The 23718-nt window shown below is 56.5% G+C and carries 20 protein-coding genes and 2 pseudogenes; 10 read left to right on the top strand and 12 right to left on the bottom strand.

Annotated elements, in window-relative coordinates:
* Positions 1 to 132 precede the first annotated feature (132 nt).
* The 4 genes from M0G74_RS05875 (at position 133) to M0G74_RS05860 (ending at position 4130) form a co-directional block, all read left to right on the top strand.
* Complete coding sequence (locus M0G74_RS05875; RefSeq protein ID WP_248215578.1) at positions 133 to 1128, top strand: DNA-binding protein; 996 nt, start codon at positions 133 to 135, stop codon at positions 1126 to 1128.
* A 1-nt stretch (position 1129) separates the two neighbouring features.
* The gene (locus tag M0G74_RS05870; RefSeq protein ID WP_248215576.1) at positions 1130 to 1423 is read left to right on the top strand and encodes a hypothetical protein; all 294 of its coding nucleotides are present in this window, start codon (positions 1130 to 1132) and stop codon (positions 1421 to 1423) included.
* Positions 1424 to 1539: 116 nt separating this feature from the next.
* On the top strand, positions 1540 to 3774 hold the full coding sequence (locus tag M0G74_RS05865; RefSeq protein ID WP_248215574.1) for a heavy metal translocating P-type ATPase: 2235 nt from the start codon (positions 1540 to 1542) through the stop codon (positions 3772 to 3774).
* Positions 3771 to 4130, top strand: a complete 360-nt coding sequence (locus M0G74_RS05860; protein ID WP_248215572.1) for a cupredoxin domain-containing protein — start codon at positions 3771 to 3773, stop codon at positions 4128 to 4130. Before M0G74_RS05865 ends, M0G74_RS05860 begins: the two co-directional genes overlap by 4 nt.
* A 299-nt stretch (positions 4131 to 4429) precedes the next feature.
* Here the strand turns inward: M0G74_RS05860 and M0G74_RS05855 are convergent, their stop codons facing one another.
* The 10 genes from M0G74_RS05855 to M0G74_RS05810 all read right to left on the bottom strand — a co-directional run bounded on the left by M0G74_RS05855 (position 4430) and on the right by M0G74_RS05810 (position 15904).
* Positions 4430 to 4963, bottom strand: a complete 534-nt coding sequence (locus M0G74_RS05855) for a cytochrome c (RefSeq protein WP_248215571.1) — start codon at positions 4961 to 4963, stop codon at positions 4430 to 4432.
* Positions 4964 to 5002: 39 nt separating this feature from the next.
* Positions 5003 to 5302, bottom strand: coding sequence for a hypothetical protein (locus M0G74_RS05850; RefSeq protein ID WP_248215569.1), 300 nt, complete (start codon positions 5300 to 5302; stop codon positions 5003 to 5005).
* A 121-nt stretch (positions 5303 to 5423) separates the two neighbouring features.
* Positions 5424 to 6263: a copper resistance protein B gene (locus tag M0G74_RS05845; RefSeq protein WP_248215566.1), complete on the bottom strand. Its 840-nt coding sequence runs from the start codon at positions 6261 to 6263 to the stop codon at positions 5424 to 5426.
* Positions 6264 to 6274: 11 nt separating this feature from the next.
* Positions 6275 to 8266, bottom strand: a complete 1992-nt coding sequence (locus M0G74_RS05840; protein WP_282450047.1) for a copper resistance system multicopper oxidase — start codon at positions 8264 to 8266, stop codon at positions 6275 to 6277.
* A gap of 7 nt (positions 8267 to 8273) precedes the next feature.
* Positions 8274 to 8801, bottom strand: coding sequence for a DUF411 domain-containing protein (locus M0G74_RS05835; protein WP_248215564.1), 528 nt, complete (start codon positions 8799 to 8801; stop codon positions 8274 to 8276).
* Positions 8802 to 9521: 720 nt separating this feature from the next.
* A complete protein-coding gene (nqrF, locus tag M0G74_RS05830) occupies positions 9522 to 11390 on the bottom strand; it encodes an NADH:ubiquinone reductase (Na(+)-transporting) subunit F (RefSeq protein ID WP_248215562.1) in 1869 nt (622 codons plus the stop codon).
* The gene (locus M0G74_RS05825; RefSeq protein ID WP_248215556.1) at positions 11387 to 12118 is read right to left on the bottom strand and encodes a hypothetical protein; all 732 of its coding nucleotides are present in this window, start codon (positions 12116 to 12118) and stop codon (positions 11387 to 11389) included. The genes nqrF and M0G74_RS05825 overlap by 4 nt, the downstream gene beginning before the upstream one ends.
* Before the next feature lie 96 nt (positions 12119 to 12214).
* Entirely contained in the window at positions 12215 to 14938 is a 2724-nt protein-coding gene (locus M0G74_RS05820; RefSeq protein ID WP_248215554.1) for a TonB-dependent receptor, read from the bottom strand.
* A 182-nt stretch (positions 14939 to 15120) separates the two neighbouring features.
* Positions 15121 to 15504 carry a hypothetical protein gene (locus tag M0G74_RS05815; protein ID WP_248215552.1) on the bottom strand — a complete coding sequence of 128 codons (384 nt, stop codon included), beginning with the start codon at positions 15502 to 15504 and terminating at the stop codon, positions 15121 to 15123.
* A 253-nt stretch (positions 15505 to 15757) separates the two neighbouring features.
* Entirely contained in the window at positions 15758 to 15904 is a 147-nt protein-coding gene (locus tag M0G74_RS05810) for a hypothetical protein (protein WP_207002426.1), read from the bottom strand.
* 135 nt (positions 15905 to 16039) lie between these two features.
* On the opposite strand from M0G74_RS05810, the pseudogene M0G74_RS05805 reads away from it, so the two are divergent.
* Positions 16040 to 16468: pseudogene (locus M0G74_RS05805) on the top strand (DDE-type integrase/transposase/recombinase); the annotation flags it as partial.
* Positions 16469 to 16647: 179 nt separating this feature from the next.
* Here the strand turns inward: M0G74_RS05805 and M0G74_RS05800 are convergent.
* Positions 16648 to 16983: a YnfA family protein gene (locus M0G74_RS05800; protein WP_348983699.1), complete on the bottom strand. Its 336-nt coding sequence runs from the start codon at positions 16981 to 16983 to the stop codon at positions 16648 to 16650.
* Between the two features lie 98 nt (positions 16984 to 17081).
* Here M0G74_RS05800 and M0G74_RS05795 point away from each other — a divergent pair, with 98 nt between their 5' ends.
* The gene (locus M0G74_RS05795; protein ID WP_348983693.1) at positions 17082 to 17807 is read left to right on the top strand and encodes a DUF6351 family protein; all 726 of its coding nucleotides are present in this window, start codon (positions 17082 to 17084) and stop codon (positions 17805 to 17807) included.
* A 274-nt stretch (positions 17808 to 18081) separates the two neighbouring features.
* Positions 18082 to 19113 (top strand): annotated as a pseudogene (locus tag M0G74_RS05790) (IS481 family transposase).
* 93 nt (positions 19114 to 19206) lie between these two features.
* Here M0G74_RS05790 and M0G74_RS05785 read toward each other — a convergent pair.
* Positions 19207 to 21390, bottom strand: a complete 2184-nt coding sequence (locus tag M0G74_RS05785) for a heavy metal translocating P-type ATPase (RefSeq protein ID WP_207002430.1) — start codon at positions 21388 to 21390, stop codon at positions 19207 to 19209.
* A gap of 73 nt (positions 21391 to 21463) precedes the next feature.
* On the opposite strand from M0G74_RS05785, the gene cadR reads away from it, so the two are divergent.
* From cadR to M0G74_RS05770, 3 genes are all read left to right on the top strand, one after another.
* Entirely contained in the window at positions 21464 to 21886 is a 423-nt protein-coding gene (gene cadR, locus M0G74_RS05780) for a Cd(II)/Pb(II)-responsive transcriptional regulator (protein ID WP_207002432.1), read from the top strand.
* A gap of 71 nt (positions 21887 to 21957) precedes the next feature.
* Positions 21958 to 22329 (top strand): hypothetical protein, encoded by a 372-nt coding sequence (locus tag M0G74_RS05775; RefSeq protein WP_207002434.1) that lies wholly within the window; start codon positions 21958 to 21960, stop codon positions 22327 to 22329.
* A gap of 75 nt (positions 22330 to 22404) precedes the next feature.
* A complete protein-coding gene (locus tag M0G74_RS05770; protein ID WP_248215551.1) occupies positions 22405 to 23703 on the top strand; it encodes a TolC family protein in 1299 nt (432 codons plus the stop codon).
* Positions 23704 to 23718 lie beyond the last annotated feature (15 nt).

Here is a 23718-nt window from a genome sequence, read left to right as displayed (position 1 = left end):
TATGGCAGCTAACAATGGATAATTCATTATTATCTATTTTTAGATGTGATAAATAATTGCCAGCCATTAATCATCATTTTAGTATGTATATACATAGTACATACCACAGTACGAAATAATAGGAGTAGGCAAATGGCTCGCGCAGGAATCAATAAGGTCCTTGTTCAGCAGGCTCGCGATACCGTGCTGGCTCGGGGTGAGAATCCTTCGCTGGATGCGATACGTATAGAACTCGGTAATACCGGGTCCAAGACCACCATCCACCGCTACCTCAAGGAGATTGAAGAGGCTGAAGGAGCCCGGTTAGATGATGGGCACCTGCTCAGCAAAACACTTCAGGAAATGGTGGCTCGCCTAGCCCATCAATTGCGAGAGGAAGCCAGGGAGTTGGTTTCTGATGCCGAAAAGCGGCACCAAGACCGGGAGATACACTGGAGGCGTGAGAATGAAAGCCTGCAGGCCGCGCTGAAAACCAGCAATGAAAAGGCCGAAGTGCTTGAGCAACGACTTGCAGACACACGTGTATCGTTTGACGAAAAGACGTCTGAACTCCAATCTGAGTGTCTTAGGTCGGAACGACTGCAACAGCAGGTTGAGGATCTTAAGGTGCGCCTCGCAGATAAGGGCGCCCATCTGAAGTCACTGGAGGACAACCATCAGCACGCGCGAGATGCTCTCGAACACTACCGCCAGGCCAGCAAAGAACAGCGAGATCAAGATATCCGCCACCACGAACAGCAGGTACAGCAACTTCAGGCGGAGCAGCGTCAGCTCAATCAAACGATCATCGTGAAACAGGGAGAATTGACACAGCTTAACAAGGACAATGCTCGCCTGGCCACTGAGCTGGCCGCAGCGCGCAAACAGGCAGGTGGCCAGGAGGATTCTCTGCGGCTGTCAGAACAGCGGTTTACTTCAATGCAAGAACAGCTGAACCAAGTCAACGCTCAGCTGACACTCAAAACACATGAGTGCGATGTGCTTAAGAAACAGCTGAATCGAACACAGTTGGAGCTGAAAGAAAATATGCAAAAACAAACAGCATTGGATATTTCTCTTGCCGAGGCCCGGATCAGTTTGGGCCACTTCAAAGCGATCGCAGAGGCTAAAGCCGACGCTCACAGCTGATGTGGAGAAGCTGGCGGACGCGACGCGAAGTCCTCTGGAGGTCGAAAAGTGTCTTGTTTCCTTGCTTTCCGGGCACAAGCTGAAACTGAAGCGGGACAAAGGAAAATTTCCAGAAGCCGTGATCAACCTTCAAAAGGTCATTGATGCGAGCATGCTCATCATCCACATCGAGCAACTCTTGATGGAGATGGACCGGGAAACCGATTTCAGCCGGCACATCATCCCAGTGCAGCAACACCACGCCAGGAAGCAGAAAATTTTCAGAATCCGATTGACACTTAATATACGAGACTAGCGAAGTCAATTCGTGCGCTGGATTATAGTATGCCAAGTAATTAGTGTTTGGGCTTGCCTTCTCCTTACGGCAAGCTCCTGGAGTGCCCTTCACTGACCACGACTTAGGATAGGAAGATGGTTGAGAGCAAAAAGGTGTTTTCCCTGCACGGCGCCTCCTGTGCCAGCTGCGTGAACAAGATTGAAACGGCGTTGAACCAAGTGCCAGGTGTGATACAGGCGAGGGTCAACCTGGCCGAGAAAACTACCTCAGTATGGGGCCACGTTGATGAGGATGCCTGTGTGTTGGCGATCGAGCAAGCCGGCTACGGCGCTGAGCTGGCGACTGTCAGTGATCGTGAGCTGCGCGAGCAGCAACGCGAGGCGGACCAAAAACATTACCGAGACTTACTGTGGCGCGCAGGGCTGGCTCTGGCCCTAGGACTGCCGCTAATGGCCTGGGGGCTGATCACCGGCGAGATGTCAGTGCATGCGCCGGCGCAACAGATTGCCTGGGGACTTGTGGGGTTTGCCACTCTTGCGGTGCTCATATATTGCGGCGGTCACTTCTTCACCGGTGCTTGGAAGGCTTTTCGCCACCACAATGCAAGTATGGACACGTTGATCGCACTGGGCACCGGCACAGCCTGGCTGTTTTCCATGCTAGTGGTAGTGGCGCCGCAGCTGCTGCCGGAGATGGCACGCCACGTGTATTTCGAAGCCAGTGCCATGATCATCGGACTGATCAACCTGGGTCAGGCACTGGAGGTGCGAGCCCGAGGCCGCACCAGCGCGGCAGTTGAAAAACTACTGCAACTTCAAGAAGTCAGTGCGCGAGTGCTGCGCAACGATGAAGAGGTGGATGTGCCGGTGGATGAGGTACAGCTGGGCGACCGGTTGCGGGTGCGCCCTGGGGAGAAGATTCCGGTGGACGGCACAGTGCTTGAGGGCAGCAGCCTGGTGGACGAGTCCATGCTCACTGGTGAACCGGTACCGGTGAAGAAGGCACAGGGCGATTTCCTCTCCGCCGGCACCCTAAACAAGAATGGCAGCCTGCTGTTCACTGCGGAAAAAGTCGGCTCCGAGACCCGACTGGCACAGATCATTGAGATGGTGAAGAACGCGCAGAACTCACGCGTCCCGATAGCCCGGCTGGCGGACAGGATTTCCGCGGTCTTCGTGCCGGTAGTGATGGTGATCGCCGTGCTGGCGGCACTGGTCTGGTTTAACTGGGGGCCGGAGCCCAAGGTCGCGCATATGCTTGTGGTGGCCACCTCAGTGTTGATTATCGCTTGCCCTTGCGCACTGGGGTTGGCCACACCCATGTCGGTAATGGTCGGCGTTGGTAAGGGTGCAGAACACGGCGTGCTGGTACGTAACGGGAAGGCTCTGCAGCAGGCGAGTAAACTGACCACGCTGGTGGTAGACAAGACCGGCACACTGACCGAGGGCGCCCCCAAAGTTACCGACCTCGAAACTGAAGGCGACAAAGACGAGTTGCTGCGCCTCGTGGCTAGTTTGGAGCAGGCCTCGGAACACCCGCTAGCGGAGGCCATAGTGGATGCGGCGCAAGAGCGGGGTATACGCCTGAGCACGGTGCAGCACTTTGAGGCCATTATTGCGCACGGCGTGCGCGGAGAGGTGGATGGTCACAAGCTGCTGCTCGGTAACCGCAAACTGATGCTGCGCGAAAATGTTGATGTCGACCATTGGCAGGCGGCCGTCGAAGCACTGGCTGGCAAGGGACGCACCGCCATGTATGCGGCGATCGACGGCAGGGCTGCCGGCCTGATCGCGGTGGCGGATCCGCTACGCTCAGACGCAAGATCCGCCATTCAGCGCTTGAAAAACCTCGGCCTTGAAATCCAGATGCTCACCGGTGATAACGGAGCCACAGCAGATGCGGTGGCGACGCAGTTGGGCATAGACTGCGTGCATGCGGAACTGCTGCCAGAGGACAAAGAGAACATTGTCGCCGATCTGCAGGCGAAGGGCGGGCACGTAGGTATGGCCGGTGATGGCATCAACGATGCTCCGGCGCTGGCGCGTGCGGAAGTCGGCTTTGCGATTGGTGCGGGCACCGACGTAGCCATCGAGACCGCCGACGTTACACTGATGCGTTCATCGCTGCACGGCGTGGCTGACGCGATCGAGCTTTCGCGAGCGACGTTACGCAACATTAAACAGAACCTGTTTGGTGCCTTTATCTATAACATCCTAGGTATTCCTATCGCCGCTGGACTTTTGTATCCGATCACTGGAAGCCTGCTGAGCCCGGTAATCGCTGGTGCGGCCATGGCGCTCTCGTCAGTGACCGTGGTCAGCAATGCTAACCGGCTGCGCCTATTCAAACCTTCGGAGGTAAACGCATGAATTTGTTGATCAATCTGCTGGGTTTGGCACTGATCGTTGGCATCGTCTGGTGGTTCTGGTTGAGTAAAAGGGCGGCGCCGGCGGCCGTGGCTCCCGCCGCATCCGTGATTATGGTCAAGGATGGGGTCTATGAGCCGGAGCGAATTCAAGTACCCGTCCATGAGGAAACTACGTTGCACTTCCTTCGAGAGGATCCTAGCCCCTGTGCCGAATATGTGGTGTTCGCAGATCTGGATGTAAACGCGCAGCTAGCGGTTGGCGAGGAGACCGAGGTAAAACTGCCGGCGATGGAAGCGGGGGAATACCCCTTTACCTGTCAGATGCAGATGTACCGCGGGACTTTGGTGGTGGCATAGAGGGTATTCTGGTGTAGGCGAAGGTCTAGGTCATGGGCTGCTCCTACAGCTTTTGCAGCAGCGGTCCACGACCGCGAAAAAAACCTTCTTCTTATTTACTGGACCAGTGCACATGCACGATCTTCCCGTCGTCGCCCATGCGAGTGAGTCCCATGGTTTCCAGTCAGGAAAACAGTGTCGGATCTAAATCCGCGAGCGGCTCAGCGCTGTGTGCCATGGCGGGCGCACAGCGCTGAGCAGGATACAGAATCCTGATGTGTGAATGGATTTGAACTGTTCTTGCAGTTCAATTTTTCCTGTCAGTGATGACCTGAATCTTCTTCATCGCGTGCAGTAATGATCTGGTATTGCTGTGGCGTCAAGTCAGGCAGCTTCTGCAAAAATGCCACCATAGCCCAGATGCGCCCGTCGTCGTGCGTGGGGCCCCAGGCGGGCATACCGGAGGCCTTGATGCCGTGCTTGATGATCCAGAATTGTTGGCGCACGTGTTGTTGTGGATCGCCGCTTCCCGGCTTGGTAAGGTCAGGCGGTGCCGGGTAGAGGCCGAGACTGAAATCGCTTTCTGTTACTCCCGGCTTCAGGTGGCAGCCCGCACACATGTCGTTGTAGTCGGCGCCGCCTGAAAGCAGCAGTTCCGGGTCCTTGAGCTCCGGGAGCTGCACGTTCCGTGACGCGCGGGCGATGGACTTCTCGCGCAGAGTCTCCAGCAGCCAGTGGGTCACTCTAGTGTGTGGTTCGTCGGCTCCCATGGGGTAGGTTCCTGAGTAGACGAACGCGATTAGTCCACCAGTGGCAATCAAGGCAATGAACAACAGTGATTTTATTGCTTTCAAAATATTTCTCCAGAAAACAGGGGCTGCAGCCCCCATTCCCTATTTCTCCTGCTGTTCCTGGGCGGTACCGCGAGTGTGGCCTTCGTTGTGTTCGGCATGCTCCCCGTGACTCTCTTTATGGTCAGTGTGCTCCTTTTGCTTCATCTGCCCCGCGCACCTTTTCATCATCGCCTGCATGACAACAGGATCATTGGCATCCATTGTCGAGTGGTCCATGTCTTTCATCGACGCACAGTTGGCTTTTTCTACATTTTCCTTGTGCATACTAGGGTCGTGGGCCTGAGCGGTGCTCGCGGCGATTAGGGAGAGCGCGCATAGTAGTTTGTTGAAAGTTTTCATGAATATCTCCAAGGTTTTCTAAATGGGCCGCGTTCCATTATCCAAACTTGAGTTTGGCAATTATAAGCGGGCGGTCCGCGGCTCTTTATAGTGCGATAAATTGCAAGTCCCGATTACCCGACTAGAACCATGCGTGCAACCCGATTACCCAGGTTGTTTCACTAGTGGCTTCGCCGTCATCGCGGGCGAAGTCCGCGGTGTTACCGAATTTCTTCTCGTAATTGACACCAATATAAGGCGCAAACTGTGGAGTGAATTCGTAGCGTAAGCGTAGGCCGGCTTCAACGTCGGAAAGTCCGGACCCAGTATGGGTTTCAGGTGTGTTCTGGCCGAAGAAATTCACTTCAATTTCCGGACTTAAAATCCACTGCTGAGTGAATAGGAGCTCGTACTCGGCCTCCACACGTAGGGCGGTCTCCCCGTCTTCGCCGACAAACAGCGATGTGTCGACCTCGAAGAAGTAGGGCGCGAGCCCGTTCAGGGCAAGGACGCCCCAGTTGCGACTGTCGCTTTCCAGTTCGAAGTCGTGGCGCACGCCCATCTGGATATCCCAGTAGGGGGCAATGGCGCGGCTGTACAGTGCCTGCAATTCGGCTTTTTCCGTTTCGCCTTCCGCCCGTTCGACTTCCGTCTTGAACCATGCCTTGTGCTTGTCGCCGCCGAACCACACGCTGCCTTCCAGCGCGCTGCCATCGTCCTCGCGTGCCTCCAGCTGGTCGATGGTGACCTTGGTCAGTAGCACCTCGTGGTCCATCACGTGATCGGGTTCGTTGGGGGCGTGACGGAGGTTTGGTGCAGCGGCTGCGCTGGCCTCTTGCGGTGCCGGATAGCCGTGCCCCATGTGCTGATGGGCCGCGTGTTCATCGTCCTGCATCGAATGGGTGTGCTGTGTGTGCGATTCTTCCGCGGCGTGCGCCAGTGGCGCCGCCAGGGTTAATGCCAGTAGGGTTTTTCTGTTCATTTGCATTGTCCTCATACCACTCTTACTTCGCGGAACATGCCGGGCATGTGGTACAGCAGGTGGCAGTGGTAGGCCCAGCGGCCGTAGGCATCGGCAGTCACCAGATAACTGATTTTGGAGCCCGGTTGCACAATGATTGTGTGCTTGCGCGGGATGTACTCGCTGTCGCCGGTTTCCAGTTCACTCCACATGCCGTGCAGGTGAATGGGGTGCGTCATCATGGTGTCGTTCACCAGGGTGATGCGAATACGCTCGCCGTATTTCAGCATCAGGGGCTCGGCATCGTTGAACTTGATTCCGTCCATCGACCACATGTAGCGGTGCATATTGCCGGTGAGATGCAGTTGAAGTTCACGGGTGGGCTCGCGCCTGTCGATAGTGGGGGTAAGGTTGCGGATATCCGCATAGGTAAGTACTCGGCGACCGTAACGGGTGTCGTGATCGCGCAGTCCGATACCTGGATCATTCAGTCCGTTGCCGGGCATCTCTGAGCGCATATCCACGCCGTAGCGGTATTCGCTGGGCAGGTGCACGATGGGGCTGTTGCTACCGTGTCCGGCGCGGCCCAGGCCATCGGTAAACCAGACGCCCTGCATGCCGCCGAGCTCGGGGCGTCCACCGTTCAGGCTGTACTGCCCGGCGTTACCGGATTGCATGCCGGCGTGCTGGGAGTGATCCATGCCGCTCATGCTGCCCATATCGTGGCCACTGTGGTCCATGCCACCCATGTCGTGGTCTCTGTGGTCCATGCCATCCATGCTGCCCATGTCGTGGCTGCTGTGGTCCGTGCCGCTCATGTTACCCATGTCGTGACCGCTGTGGTCCATGCCGCCCATGCCGCTCATATTGTGGCCGGAATGATCCATGCCCATATCGCGGTGGGTGAGAACCGGGGCGTAATCCATCGCAGGAACTTCGGCGCGAAGCTCCGGGTGCGGAGTCAGGGTGCCGCGGGCAAAACCACTGCGGTCAATAGTCTGGGCGAAGAGGGTATAGGCGCGGTCGTCTACCGGCTCAACCACGACATCGTAGGTTTCCGCTACGCCGATACGGAACTCATCCACGGTAACCGGCTCGATGTTCTGGCCGTCGCTCGCCACCACCGTCATTTTCAGACCCGGAATCCGGATATCGAAAATCGACATGGCGGAACCATTGATAAAGCGCAGGCGCACCTTCTCCCCGCGTTTGAACTGCGCCATCCAGTTTCCATCCGGGGTCTGGCCGTTCATCAGGTAGGTGTAGGTGTAACCGGTGACGTCGGAGATGTCGCGATCGGACATACGCATCTCGTTCCACATCTTGCGGTCTTGCCAGGTCTGGGCGACCCCTTTCTGACGGATTTCATCCCACAGATCGCCGGCGGTACGGCGTCGGCGATTGTAGTAGTGCCCCTCTTTTTTGAGCTTGGCGTAAATGTCGTGTGGCGACTCGTCGCTCCAGTCGGAGAGCATCACCACGTAATCGCGATCGCAGGCGACCGGGTCGGGCTCTGCCGGGTCGATGACTATGGATGCGTAATGCCCCTGCTGTTCCTGGAAGTCCGAGTGGCTGTGGTACCAGTAGGTGCCGCTCTGATTAACGTCAAACTGATAGGTAAAGGTTTCACCCGGGCGGATGCCGTTGAAGCTGAGCCCGGGCACACCATCCATACCTGTGGGCAGGATGATGCCATGCCAGTGGATCGAGGTGTCGTGGGCTAGATGGTTCGTTACATTGAGGGTGACGGTTTCTCCCTCTTTCCAGCGCAATATGGGGCCGGGCACCGAGCCATTGATTGCGACCGCGGTGCGTTCGCGGCCAGTGAAATTCACCGGCTGATAATTTACGTGCAGATTAAACTGGTTGCCGCGCAACGTTTGTGGCACCGGATTGGCTCGGGTTGCAGCACTGTTGGCGCCCGCGGGCATGCCCATCAGCGCCGCGCCGGCGGCAACGCCAGTGACAAAGCGACGCCGGGACAGGGCCGGCAGCGTAATCTGGGGTTCTCGGTTTCTGTTCATGAGTACCTCAGTGTTTTTGTTCAAAATGATCGATATTCGCGTATACCGCGGTGCTGCCATCTTTATTGAGTTGGAGCACCTGGTAGGGAGTGAAGCGGTCGCCCACTTCCATTCCGGGGCTGCCGAGTGGCATGGCGGGTACCGCCAAGCCACGGGAACCAGCGGGCGGGTTTTGCAGGAACTGCCTAATCAGCTTTGCCGGGATATGCCCTTCGAAAACATAGCCGCTCGACGACACACTGGTGTGGCAGGATTGGAACTCCGCGGCAATTTGGTACTTGTCCTTGACGGCATTCAGGTCCGAAACATTCTGCGCGTCGACTTCGAAGGCGTTGGCGGCGGCATGTTCCACCCACAATTTGCAGCAACCGCAAGTGGCGCTTTTATAGGTAACTAATGTTGACGCGATAGGGGCGATGGCCGTGGAGGCTGCATCGGCACTGTTTTTGCCTAAATCGTGATCGGCTTTGGCACAAGCGGTCAGTATAAGCAGCGCAGAAATTGCGAGGCTTCGAAGAAAGAAGTTCTGTTTCATGAATTATGTCCACCTTTTTTTCGTCGCGTTTACGCGGCGATGTTGTACTCCAGTTTCGGCTATGAGATTGGGTACAACAGCAAAACACATGAGATAACAAAGCGTGGAGCCCTGTTATTACGACAGTGTGTAATGAAGAGAAGTGCGCCAAACGGCGTGCGGGGATCCGCGGGTCAGGCAGGCTGGGGCGGTTTGATAAGCGACTCGGGTTCGGCAGATGAGGCGAGATCCCGGTAAGTCACATGCAGAGCGGTTCGAGGAATGGAGATACTAACCGTTTCCACTGGCGGCAACACAGTGGTGCAGTGGCTGGGACAACAAGTACAGCTGGTATTGCAAGGTTCGCCAGTGGTGTTCACACCAGCTTTGGAGGATTCTGCACAGTGATCGGCGCTACTGACTGACGGAGCAGTGTGCATGTCTCCGCAATGAGCGGATACTTGCGGATTATCCACTGGTACATGGTGAGCCGCTTCGCCATCGACACCGGTATTTATGAACGCGGCTTTGGCCATTGATGGTGCAGACATTTCCGCGCACGACTGTGCGGCCGCCTGTCCGAAGACAGACAGCAACATGAGCGTTGCCATGATCCGTGCGATAAGTCTTTGCATGTCAGCCGTGTGTTTGTTGGAGCCAGAAGGTTAGACGGTGTTTGGCTCTATGGCAAGTCGACAACGGCGCGCACCGAAAGGTTTCCGGTGCGCGCCGTTTATCCTGTTAATTGCCGAAATCATCAAACGCGATCTGCTCTTCACGCACGCCGAGTTGCTTCAGCATGGCGATGCTTGCGCGCAGCATGGCGGGTGGCCCGCACAGATAAAATTCGCAATTGCCGACGTCCGCATACTGGCGCAGGTAACTGTCCGCGGCGATATCGCTGATAAAGCCTGTCGCACCATCCCACGTATCTTGCGGACGCGGGTCCGACAGGCCCAGCTGCCACTGGAAGTTGTCGTGCTGCTGTGCCAGTTCATCGAACAGTTCTGCGTAAAACACCTCGCGCAGATTGCGCGCCCCATACCAGAATCGCATTGGCCGCTGGGTGCCGTGATTGCGTAACTGGTCGACAATCATCGAGCGCAGCGGCGCCATACCCGCACCGCCGCCGATCAGGATGATTTCGCGCTCGCTGTCCTGTACATGGAAGCTGCCAAATGGGCCACTCAACTGCACCTGATCGCCCGGCTGGAGATTGAACATGTAGCTGGAGCCGGCACCTGCGGGCAGGGTTTCCAGTCCCGCGGGCGGGGGCTGTATCCGCACATTGAGCAGAACGGAATCATTGCCACTCGCATCGGTGCTTTCCTGCGGTGCATTGGCCATGGAATAGGAACGGCGCAGAGGTGATGCGTGACTGCTGCCGGCGGCGCCGAGCCAGGGCTGCCAGTCGTCGCTGTACTGTGTGTCGAGTGGCATGTCGGCGAGGCGCAACTGGTGCGGCGGAATCTCCACCTGCACAAAGCCTCCGGCGCGGAAACCGAAGGGGCGTTGATCTTGCAGCGTCAGGCGGATCTCCTTGATGAAAGGCGTCAGGAAGCGGGTCTCCTGGACCTCGGCGGTGAAGGCTCCGGCCTGCAACACAGCGTCATCCAGTATCAGGCGCGTGGCAGCGACGGCCCTTTGTTGGCAGGCGAGGCGCTGGCCAGCGGCCAATTGCGCCGCGGACAGCAGGGCTTTCTCCCCGCTGGTGATCGGCGCGTCGGCGTCGAGCTGCACCTGGCACAGGCCGCAGCTGCCACCGCCGCCACAGTTGGAAGGCAGCTGCACGCCACTGGCGGCGAGACCGTCGAACAGGTTGACGCCGCTCGGCAATGCCAGCTCCTGCACAGGGGTGGCCGCCTGATCGAGCAGGGTTACTGCCACTTTGCTGCCGCGCAGTTTCGCCAGCAGGTTGAAGTCGTGGCGGGAGAAGCTGGAGAACAACATCACACAGCCGGAAATGGACAGCAGCAGGGCGCCGATACCGAAGATCACAACGAACGGATTGTTGAAATCCTGGCGTTCGGTGTAATCCATGATGTGCAGCATCCAGAAAATATCGAACAGCCGCCAGGTGTCGTTGCGGCGCTCGAGTACGCGGCCGTCCGCCGCCGAGATATACAGGCTGGTATTGCCTTCGTCCGCGATATCGACACGCCATACGGGCCCATCGTGACGGCGGGACTCCATGTTCGGCTGCGACAGACGCTGCGGGGCACCGATCAGGTTGTCGTCACCGGCGTAGTCGTGCGCTGCAATGGTGGCCGCCATCGCCGCGTCAATCACTAGCGGGTTGCCGCTGCGGGCATCGCGCAATTCAATGCCTGCAGTGGTCTGTACCCGGTATACCGGACGGTCAAAGCCCGGCTGCAGGCGAATATCGACTACGGCACTACCGGCGTCGTGATACAGGCCGGCGATTTCTGCGTGGGCGCGCAGAGGCTCTCTCTGGGAAAGGGGCGCTGCCTCGTGGCGCTCGGCCAGATGGCGGCCGCTGACCACACTGGAGTCGAGCAGTGCGAAGGCGAGGCCGCTGGCCAGCCACAGTGCCAGCTGAACGCCAATGACCAGGCTCAGCCATTTGTGTGCGATCTTGATGAAATTCATTGTGCACCTCCCGCTGCGGCCGCGTTGTCGGACCTTTTTTCCCTGCGCGCAAAGCTGTAGAACAGCAGGATCAGGCCGGCCAGTACACCGGTCAGGCTCACGAGGGTGACGATCAGCAGCAGCGGGTTGTGGATATCGGCCCGCTCCTCGTAATCCATGATGTGCAGCATCCAGAAGAAATCGAACGCGCGCCAGTAATTGTGGCGGCGGGTGACCAGCGCTCCAGTATCCGGGTCAACATAGAAACTGGTGCCATAGCGGTCGTCAAAGTTGACCCGCCACAGGGGCAGAGCGCGGGATTGCAGCTCGGTGGGCGGGTTTTCGGTGATCAGTTCGACGGAGACCGCAGGCAGGCTGCCGGCGTAATAGTGCTCCGCTAACGTGCGCGCGCGGTCGCCGTCGATGGGGGACACTTGGCGGCCGCTGCGGGCGTCGATCAGGTGTGCGCCCTCGCCGGTATTTACCACATAGTAAGGGTTACCCTGCAACGCCTTGAGCTGGATGGATTTCACCCAGCTATAGCGCGCTAGTAACGCCTGGGTGGGCGCCAGTGTGCCCTGTTCCGTTGGCAGCGGCTCGCGCAGGTTCTTGACCAAGTGATCGCCGTGGATAAAGTCCAGGTCCATCACCACCATGTAGACGCCGCTCAGGGTCCACAACAGGGCCTGGACGCCGACAAACAGAAACAGCCACTTGTGGACTTTTCTGGAAAGGGATGCCGTTTGCATTGCTTTTATTCTCGGGTGTTTTCTCAGATACAGCTGGTGAGAAAATGCACAGCTGGCGGGAGTGTACCTCCCGCCGCTGTGAATGTCTCAGGTGACTCAGTCGAACCGGTAGGTCATACGCAGGTAGCTGCGCATGCCGGCCAGATCGTAGGTCATGGTGTCGGTGTTGCCGTCGGTCCAGCTGGCTACCCGCGGTGCTTCCTGGTCGAACAGATTGTCGATACCCATGCTCATTCGCAGCGCGTCGTTCATGTCGTAGCTGAACTGCACGTTGTGGTAGAAGATGTTGGGCATGCTGGAGCCGATACCGCTGTCCGCGTTGAAGTCATCCCCCTCACCGATCATGCGTACCGAGTAGGTGCTGCTCCACTGATTACCGCGGGTGGTCAGTGACGCATTGGCACGCCAGTGCGGATAGCCGCCGTTGCCGCTGCCGATAAAGCCGTCGAGTACGAAGGGTTCGTCGCCATCGAACGCGGTGGTTTCGTACTCCTTCAGATAGGACGCCTTGAAGTCAGCCGTGTGCGACAGGCCAAACATGTCGAAGTCGTACAGGGCGCCGAAGTCGATACCCTGCATCACTTCGTTGCCGGTGTTGAACTTCTGAGTGGACAGGTAGTTCACATCACCGTTGACCGGGTTGCGGGTGTGCTGGTCCGGTGCACAGAAGGCATGGTTCAGGTTGGCGGAGTCGTAACACATGGCCAGCTTGGTGGAACCGGATACCTCGCGGATGGCGTCGTCGATTTCGATATCGAAGTAATCGACGGTCAGTGACAGGCCGTCCAGTGGCTGCAGGACTACACCGAGGGTAAACGACTCGGCACTCTCGGGTGTCAGGTCCGGGTTGCCACCGCGGTCGGTGAGAATGGTAGTGCCGAGCTGCGTGTAGTTCAGCGGTACCCCGGCTGCCTGACAGTTTTGGTAGCGGTTGCTGGACGGATCCAGGGAGGCGTAGCCGGAACAGGGGTCAGTGGTGGTGAGGTTGCCCTCGGATACGCCGCCGAAAAGCTCCGGTACATTGGGCACACGGAAGGCGGTGGTCATGGTGCCGCGCACTTTCAGCATGTCGTTGACCTGCCAGTTGAGGCCCGCCTTGTAGGTGTCCTCCCCCTCGAACAGGTCGTAGTCCGAGTAGCGCAGGGCCAGGTCGAGTTCCAGGGACTGCACCAGTGGCAGATTAGCCAAAACCGGTACCAGTACTTCGGCGTAAATCTCCCGTGCTTCGGTGGAGCCGGAAATCGGATCCTCCTGGTTGCCCAGCGCATAGCCCGCCTGCACCAGGGAGTCTGGCTGGCGCCAACCGCGGTCTTCACGCCACTCGACACCGGCGGCCATACCTACCCTGCCCGCGGGGAGTTCGAATAGGGAGCCGTTGATGTTGGCGCTCACGCTTTTCTGCTCGTTGCCGCCGGTGCCCTCCTGGTTGAACACGATGTAGTCGAGTACGTCACTGGTCACATTACCGTAGCCCAGGTAGTCGCCGCAGGGAATTCCGTTCATGCCGCACATACTGGGATCGAGGGTCTCGCCCACACGCTGCATGTTGATGTTGTTGCCGATGGCATCTGTGGCGGTATTGCGACCCCAATTCAAGGCTACGTCATAGCCCCAGTTGTCGTTGAGGTCGCCCTCGATACCGGTGACCATGCGCCAAGTATCCACCTCCTGGTAAAAGTTGCGCGGGCCGTTTTCTAGCAGGCGACGGCTCTCGAGTACAAAGTCACTACCGGTGGGGTTGGTGGGGTGGTCGGCGCTGTAGGCAAGGCTGCTCAGGCTTGCCGGAGAGGCTGGCTGCATGGACTGCCGATTGGTGTACATCAACTCGGTAAACAGGGTCGCGGACTCCGAGATTTCAAAGTTGCCCAGAGTGGTAAAGCTGAAGCGCTCGATCGGCTGCACCGCATTGAAGTAAGGGTTGTAGTTGAAGCCGTGCTTCTGCCCGTCGTAGGGCTCGTAAAAATCGCCGTCGCCATTGGGGTCCTGATTGAAGTTGACCCGGGTAGGCTCGGTCAGCACGGTGCCATCGGCCAGTACCGCGCCCGCGGGCAGGGTAGTGCGGCCGCCGATGGTGGAGGAACTGCCGCTGCACTCGCTGTTACTGTCCAGCGGGCAGGGCACGCGGTCGACCAGCGGGGAGGCCTCATTGTTCTGGTAACTCATATTGACCATCAGGTTGCCGCGATCGCCGGACACGCCCCAGGTCAGGTCGAGCACGGTTTCCTCGCCATCACCGAGGGCGGTCTGGCCGTACTTGCCCTCGATTTCTAGGCCGTCGAACTCCTTTTTGGTGATCAGATTGATGACACCGGCAACGGCGTCGGCGCCGTAGGTAGCGGAAGCACCGTCTTTCAGGACTTCGACGCTGGAGATGAGGGACATCGGGATCATGGACAGGTCGACGCTGCTGTTGGCGCCGGTACCGCCGTTGACCACCCGGCGGCCGTTGACCATGACCAGGGTGCGATTGATGCCCAGGCCACGCAGGTTGATCTGCGGCGTGCCCCAGCCGTTGGATGTCCAGTAGGCGCTGGTCTGGTTGCCGCCGAAGCCGGCTGCCGCAGGCAGGGACTGCAGCAGGTTTTCCAGCGAGCTAATGCCGGTGGCTTCGATACTCGCTTCGTTGAGTACCGTTACTGGTCCTACGCCCTCGATATCTTTGCGCTTTATCCGGGTACCGGTGACATTCACTTCTTCAATTTGCGTCTGTGTTGTTTCCCCGGCCTGTTGGGCCGACGCCATGTGGGTATAACCCGCGGCCACAGTGGCAAGGGCGATGAACAGCGGGGTTCTGGTCAGTCTGAAGCTTGTTGAATTCATGTTGTTGTCCTTCTCTGGGAGACTTTCGTTATCGTCGCGTCCGCTGTAGCGATGCGCTATTTGGCGTAAAGCGTCGCGGAGGCTGATGTAGATCGTGTCGACAAACGGGAGTATTCGAGGCGCGACAGTTGGGCGCTCATGCGTATGACCCGGGCATTTATTCCGGGCGCACTGATCCCGTGTCAGAGAAGAATCGGTGGGCGCAGTGTGGTTTCGGGCAGCGGGGTGCTGTGGGAAATGTTGTAAAGCGTGATGCTGGTGATGACGGGGCGGGCAGGCTCTGTGTATTCCGCCGCGGGAATGGCACTGGCGCAGTGGCCGGGGCAACAGCTGCAGGCCTGCTCACAGTTATTTGCCGGTGAAGACTCCGCGGCCTCTGTGTCACCTCCCTGGTGACAGTGATGTTGGTGAGCGCCCTCGGCGCACTGTTCAATCCGGGCCGATGCAGTGGTCAGATTGTGCTCTCCGCTTCCCGCCTCCCGGGATCCGCAGGGCGCCGCAAACGCCTGACCGTTCAAGGTCAGCGTCAATAACAGCAGCAGTATGCGGGTCAGGTCAAAGGACATGGGCGTCAGAGACTTATGTGTTATTTCATCTGATTGCCTTCGAGATTAAGTGGAATCACTTGTATGTACAAGTTGTCCGCACCGAAGTGAGGGGCCGGGAGGGGGAGTGGTTAAATGAAAATGACGACACATCTAATATGGCTCGCCCAAATTACCCGGCTTTCGAGGACGTTCTTCCTAAGGAATAGTTAATTTTTGGTTGGGCTTGGCTATTTGGAGCCTCTGAACGGGCCACCTGCTCGCAGCACTGATCTCAATCAATGCCGCGGTGGATGTCCGCATTACCCTTTTCGATAAGCGCCACATGCAGTTGCGTGGTATCCGGTAGCGGGTGCATGGCGTAGTAGAGAAGCCCGGGGGCGTCCCCGTCGGCCAGGGTTTCGTCGAAAGAGACACCCATTTACAGGTGGTAGCCCTCCAGGTTGATCCGGCCCTGCCCTTAGGAGATACCAGTGCCGCGGGGCAGGGCAAGGTGCAGAAGCTGTCTGAGCTCGATCTCGGCGAGCTGCCCGCATTCCCACCAATGCCAGCGAGCTGGATCGGCGCTCGATGGGCGTATCTGGCGGTAGTAATAGATCTCTTTGCACGTAAGCCAGTTGGTTGGGCGCTAACGATGGCCTATGAATCACGAGGACAACCTGAAGGTATCGTGTTTCCCTCGGACCAGGGATGCCAGTACACAAGCCTCGCATTCCGACAGCTGCTGTGGCGCAACAGAATGACACATAGTCTGAGCCGCCGCGGAAACTGCTAGGACAACGCACCGACTGAGCGCTTCTTCCTGAGTCTCAATACAGAGTGGGTGCCGGAAACCGGCTACAAGTCCTTCCCTGCGGCTAAACAGAGAATCACAAGTAACATCATTGGCCATTACAGCCAGATACGACCCCACCAGAAAAACGATGGTATGCCGCCGAATATGGTGGAAGAAAAATATTGGAATGCTCAGAGTTCAGTGGCGTAAAAGAGTTGACCACTACAGGCAGGCAGTCCATCGCCGAAGCCCGAACTAGTCTGGTCCATTTCGAAGCAGCTGCAGAAGCACAACGTGACTTCCCTGCGGGGCGTCAATCGGGTGATAAGTCCAGGAAGGTCTATAGGTGGGCGATGTCGCACTCAGTTGAGGAGGCTGGCAGTGGTCCACTATCCTTTGCTTTGCCAACCCAAAACTATGATTGACATGCCGAGCAATGCAACGCCGGCGCCTATCCAGTCGAAGGCGGACAGCTTTACTCCATCTACGACTCGAAGCCAGACCAGCGCAGTAGCCACATAGATGCCACCATAGGCTGCGTAGACGCGACCACTCGCGACCGGGTGTAATGTGAGCAACCAAACGAAGATTGCCAGACTCATCGCTGCCGGAATCAGCAGCCACACTGACCCGCCTTTCCGCAGCCAAAGGTAGGGCAGAAAGCAGCCGACGATCTCTGCGAGGGCTGTTACTACGTAAATTCCCGTTGTTTTCAGAATCAAGATCGATAGCTCCACTGTTGATTGACCTCAAAAAAAAGGTTGGCCGCGTCGTCTGCCGGGAGTATCTATTATGATGACATATGTCGTCTTAGGTCTAATTAATGTGCTCCCATCCCAACGGTGGGAAATGGGGTGTCGGAGAACTTTTTGCTAGCACCTTTATGATGATCCTGAACTTCCATCACTCCTCGAGTTTGCTTGCTCCACTTTTTCAGCGGTTTAATGCAGTGTCCCTTGTAAACCCGTGTCTAATGGTTCGTTCAGAGTGCAGCCTGTCAGTCGCGGGGTTGTTTAGGAACTACTCCCCCATTGCTGAAGCGCTAGATGTGATTGATCGCTGGATCCTGAGTATAAAAAAACGCCCGGAAAATGGAGTTGTGAAGAATCGTCCTAGTGACGCTAGTGATATGTGTTTTGACAAAGACGGAGTTGTCATCGCATCAGGTATGGACGTATGGAACCGTGCTTCCGGTAGTCAACCCACTGGCGAGTGTAGAAAGAAATATCCTGTTTATAGCAATTCACGACAAGTCGCAGGCGCACCGCTGTCAGACAGTATTTTTAAATGCACGCTGCAGTCGATCGATACTGCGTTAAATGAAGGGCTATATGGCCAGTTAACTACAGATGTACTTGAACGCCTGAGGGTGATGAAGAGAGTGTTCCCAAGCGGTATTTGTGACTATACGGCACCCGATGTAGGGCGCCCAAAGGAGATTTTGGTCGACAAGCATGTCCCTGTCACTATCGCGGGGAGACTAATAGAGCCTGATTACCGCGATTCCCGTGAAATTGCCGCTGAAAATGAGAGTAACGAAGAACCATAGCGTTATATATTTATACGCTTTTAGGGGATCAAAGCTGGGCTGCTGGCTATCGATTGGCACATCGCTGCTTGCTCAATAGACGCTGTTACGGGAACACTAAAGGCGTAATAGTGTAGAAATCTCATTTACATTTTTTCACAGACTGACTGTTACTGTGCGAAGTCTCTGATTTGGTTTCGTTCAGACCAAATCTGACACACCTCCTTGAAAAGAAGGGGTTTACCGGTTTTGATGAAGGTGCGTAAACCCGAAGTCAAAACCAAGGATAAACCCCATGATCCATACTAACGATCGCATCATTAAACACAAGACCGGGCTGCTTAATCTGGCGGCAGAGCTTGGTAACATCTCCAAAGTCTGTAAGATGCTCGGTGTGTCTCGAGACACTTTCTACCGGTACAAAGAGGCAGTTTCCATTGGTGGAGTTGATGCACTGCTGGAGAATAACTGATGGGTACCAAATCACAAGAATCGTGTTGATTCCGCTATCGAGAAAGCGGTGCTGGCATATGCCGTTGCGGAACCCGCTCATGGCCTGGTGCGGGCGTCCAATGAGCTGCGCAAACGCGGTGTATTTTCTCACCGAGCGGGGTTCGCAGTATCTGGCTAAGACGCGACTTGGCCAACTTCAAACTTCGCTTGAAAGCGCTGGAAGCCAAAGTTGGCGAGGAGGGTCTGATCCTAACGGAGTCCCTGATGCAGGCGCTAGAACGCTAACGTACTGATGACAAATCCTGCGGAGAGATCGAAACCCAGCATCCGGGCTACCTGGGATCGCAAGACACCTTCTACGTCGGGACATTCAAGGGTGTTGGCCGTGTATATCAGCAGACCTACGTGGACACCTACGCAAAGGTGGCGCACTGCAAGCTGTACACGACCAAGACGCCAATCACGGCTACGGACCTGTTGAATGATCGGGTGCTGCCGTTCAATGCAGCTCAAAAGCTGCCTGTACTACGCACCCTGACCGATCGTGGTACCGAGCACTGCGGTAAGCTGGAGCAGCACGATTACTAATTGTACTTGAGCGTGAATGAAATCGAGCATACGAAAACGAAGCCGCCATCCACAGGCCAACGGCACTTGCGAGCGTTTCCACAAAACGATTCTGCAAGAATTCTACTAGCCATCGTTGCGGCACAGGATATACGGGTCAGTCGAGGTACTACAGGAAGATCTGGACGAATGGTTGGCGTATTATAATAATGAGCGCACGCACCAAGGCAAGATGAGCTGCGGCCAAACACCGATGCAAACGCTCGAGGATGGCAAAAAGATCTGGATGGAAAAGTTCGTAAACTGAACTTGACCTGACAGAGCACCTTCTGGAAAACCGATAAGTGTGAGATCAAGTCTGAACTACTACAGATAAACGCATATATCAGTACTGCACCCTTTATCGGTGCATTAACCTCAACCCGTTAAATACTACCAACAGGCTGGTCCCCATGTCGGCAAAAACGGCCATCCACATGGACGCCAGTCCGGCAAATGCGAGCGCCAAGAATACGGCTTTGATCCCCAATGCCATTACGATGTTCTGTCGTAGAATACGCGAAGTACTACGAGACAACCGAATAAAGGTGGCGATCTTGCTTAGGTTGTCATCCATTAGTGCGACGTCGGCTGTTTCTATTGCGGTATCTGTGCCCGCAACACCCATCGCAAAGCCGATGTCGGCACGAGCGAGTGCCGGTGCATCGTTAATTCCATCGCCGACCATGCCGGTATGGTTTTGCTCGGTCAGAACTTCAATTTCTCGGAGCTTGTCCTCTGGCAACAAATTGCCCTCAGCACGGTCAATGCCCACCTGTTTGGCAATGGCCCTCGCCGTATGTGGGTTGTCACCAGTCAACATCAGGGTTTTTACGCCCAAATCATGCAGCTCTGCTATCGCTTCGCGACTGGTGTCTTTAACTGTGTCAGCCACGGCGAATAGTGCCAGGACACCGGCTTTACCCACCAGCATGATGACCGTTTTACCTTGGGACTCCAGGTTGTTTAGGCGTTGCTCCAATTCCCTCGAGCACACCCCTAGCTCTTCTACAAGTCGATGGTTCCCGAGGTGTAAATCCTCGCCATCGATTTCGCCCTTGACGCCGCGACCCGCTAATGCTGAAAACGCTTTTACTTGACGCAGTGCGATGCTGTCGTCTTGTGCCGCTTGGGCTACCGCCATGGATACTGGGTGATCGGAGCGCGCGGCCAGGCTAGCCGCGAGTGAGCGTACTGTATTGACGTCATTGTTGGCCCAAGGTTCGAAGTCGGTTTGTGCGGGCTTGCCGCGAGTGATGGTGCCTGTTTTATCCAGTGCCAACCAGCGCAGGCGTCGACCATCCTCGAGGTAAACGCCACCCTTGATCAGGATGCCGTGCCGGGCCGCAGCCGCGAGTCCGCTGACGATGGTAACCGGCGTGGCAATCACCAGTGCGCATGGGCAGGCGATAACCAGTAATACCAAGGCTCGGTAGACCCACTCTAGCCAGGCGCCACCGAATAGCAGGGGTGGCAGCACTGCTGTTGCCAGAGCGACCACGAAAACTAATGGTGTATACCAGCGCGCAAATGAGTCTACGAAACGCTGGGTCGGCGCTCGGCTACCTTGAGCGGCTTCTACTGCGTGAATTATCCGCGCAAGTGTAGAGTTATCGGCCGCAGCCGTGACCCGATATTCAAGCCCACTGGACTCATTGATACTGCCGGCAAACAACGAATCACCTGGGGCCTTGTCCACTGGTAAGCTTTCGCCGGTGATTGGGGCCTGATTTACAGCGGATAGGCCTTCAATGACTTCGCCGTCGAGGGCGATTCGCTCGCCTGGTCGCACACGCACGCGGCTGCCGATATCAACCTGTTTTGCGCTTATTTCCTCCCAGCGTCCGTCGTCCATTTGCACGGTTGCTGTTTCCGGAGCCAGGGCCAATAGTTCACGGATCGCGTTGCGCGCCCGATCCAGGGATTTGGCTTCGATCAGTTCCGCTAGGGTGAAGAGCACCATCACCATCGCGGCCTCTGGCCAATGGCCAATCAAGAGGGCACCGGTCACTGCAATGGACATCAGTGCATTCATGTTCAGGTTGCGATTCTTGAGCGCTATCCAACCTTTCTTGTAGGTTTTCAGGCCTCCACCTGCAATGGCCGTGAGGGCTAGCAGCATCACGAGCCAGTTGTTGCCTCCTTGCTGCCAATAAACCACTTCTGAGGCCAGAGCGGCAGCAGCAGCAACCCCGAGCACCCACCAGTTGGCGGTTGCAGGTGGTGGCGCGGTATCCCTGTCGACGGCATTCGCTAACCGTGCATCCAGGTCCAATGTCCCCAGCACCGCAAGTAGCTCACCTTGCATTCCCTTGGCATGGTGCACTTGTAGCGTACGCTGAACCAGATTGAAGTCGAGGTGGTAGATTCCCTCCATGCCAGACAGCTTGCTACGGATCAGAGCCTCCTCGGTCGGGCAGTCCATTTTGGTAATCGACAGGTTTGTCGTCTCAACGTCTTTGTCCGGCCTAGAGTAGGACTTCTGAGTCAGCTCTTCGGTTGATTTTGTGCCGCTACAACAATTGTCTGATTCGGGCCTATTCATGTGCGTCTCGATAGCCAATGGGTACTACTGGGATTAGAATCCCTATAGCCACTATAGAGTCAAGAGGGTAGTCATGAGTTATAAGATCGGAGAGGCGGCGAGGCTGGCGGGGTGTAAGGTAGAGACTGTGCGTTACTACGAGCAGATGGGGTTGTTACCCGCGCCAGCACGCTCTGAGGGGAATTTTCGGCTATATAGTGATTCCCAAGTGGAGCAGCTGAGCTTCATCCGTCATTGCCGGTCCCTCGATATGTCGCTGGAAAATATTCGCGAGTTACTTCAGTTTCGCGAGATGCCCAGCAAAAGCTGTGCCGGGATTAACCAGTTGATTGACGAGCACATCGACTGTGTGGAATCTCGAATGGATGCGCTACAGCAACTGCGGCAACAGCTTCGGAACCTGCGGAACCGATGCTCAGGAGAGCGGTCCATAGAGTCCTGTAAAATTCTGCATGGATTGACCGGGTGTCCCTGTCATTCAACGGAGGCGGGATAATCGAAATTGGAATTTATCCTTACATGTTGTTAAATTGTCGCTAACCACAAGATAACCACAGATTTTCTGCAATGAACTACGCTCGTGTCTGCTTTCTACTGATCGCACTGCTGGTCTTCCAGACCGCAGTAGCGTTCTATGATAGCCATGAAGCGTTGCAGGATATTGCTACGCACGTACCGCCTCATCACCTGGACGCTCAAGAGGAAGTGACGTTTACTCCCAAACGACAAAACGTAGACGTTGAGTTGGGATCTGGTTCACATCCAGGTGGACCGGACTTTTGTCACCACTGCTGTCATTGCCATGGTGTTGGTGTGTTAGGTCTTCTTGGTCAAGTATCGCGCTTTGTCGTTGTTCGCAGCATCGCTTTGCGTGAAACAATTAACCCTTCTTTCCCCTCTGGTTATTTTTCCTCACTTTTTCGCCCTCCCAAAGCCTGAGTTACGCCCTGAATCCGCGCACGCCTTGTAGTTTGGCGGGCGCGTACTTTTCATGACATAACTTGGGAATACCCTATGTTGTTTATTTTTACGCATGTCGTTCGTGCGTACTTTCGGCTTGCTGTGATTTTATCATTGCTGCCGTTTTTGTGGACGCCACTTGCGCAGGCCCAGGGGGCTGAGCAATTACCCCAGATCACCTTGGCGGAAGCGATTGACCGCACGCTTTCTCAAAACCCAGAGTTGGCGATTTACCGCCTTCGTGAACAAGCACTTGCCGGTAAGGTAGCAACTGCAGCTCTACGGCCACCTGTAGGCCTTGGGGCTGAACTTGAAAACTTTGCTGGCGAAGGCGGTGCTGATAACGCGGAGCTCACGGTATCACTTTCATCTGTCATCGAATTGGGCGGCAAGAGTTCAGCGCGAGTCGGTGCGGTGTATGCCCAGCAGGATCTGTTACTGGCCGAGGAGCAGGCTACAGCGCTCGATCTGTTGGGGAGCGTAATCCGTCGCTATGTCGAGGTATTGGCAGCACAACAGCGGCTGGCATTGGCTCGGGAGTCGGCAGCACTTGCTGACGACACCCTTGAAACCGTCGATCGTCGTGTAAAAGCTGCAGCATCGCCAAAAGCCGAGAGTCTAAGAGCCCGGGCCGCGGTTTCCCGTGCTCGCCTAGCGATTGATTCGGAAGAACGGCTGGTTAAATACCATAAATTGGCGCTGGCCTCTTTGTGGGGTGGCGATGCTACTTCCTTCCGCCTGGACTCCAATGAGCTCTACCGTTTTCCGGCATCTGATAGCTTTGCGGTGCTCTTCAGCCGCGCCCAACAAAATCCAGCCATCGCCCGTTTCGCTTCCGAGGAGCGGCTGCAAGATGCAGAGCTGCGTTTAGCCGAGGCGCAATCAAGCCTGGATGTTGGTTGGTCTGCTGGCATTCGGCACTCCCGTGAAATCGGTGAGACCACATTGGTCGCCGGGTTTGAGTTACCTCTATTTCCTGCGCGCCGGAACGCCGGCGCTATCACGACGGCTATCGCAGAACGAGAGCGCGTTGCGGTAGAGCGAGAAGCTGCGCTACTGCGGCTGAAGAGCCGGCTGTTTCGTGCGGTCAGCGGGCGTGAACAGGCATTGACGACAGTAGAGACGCTGAGGGGTGAGGTTATCCCAACTTTGCGCGATGCCCTGGCAGAAGTGGAGCGTGCTTACCGTCGTGGCCGTTACTCCTACTTGGAGTGGGCGTCCGCGCGTGAGGAGTTGATAGGAGCCCGTCAGGCTGAAATTGAAGCAGCTAGCGCTGCGCTGCGCTTTGGCGCTGAAATAGAACAAATGACCGCCGCACCGCTATTGTCTGCGGGCGCTGAGCCAACCAAATGAAAAAGATTTGAACAC

This window comes from Microbulbifer sp. CAU 1566 (assembly GCF_023156515.1).
Taxonomy (GTDB): Bacteria; Pseudomonadota; Gammaproteobacteria; order Pseudomonadales; family Cellvibrionaceae; genus Microbulbifer.
Note: the sequence above shows the minus strand (reverse complement) of the source record. Positions and strands in the feature narration are given on the sequence as shown.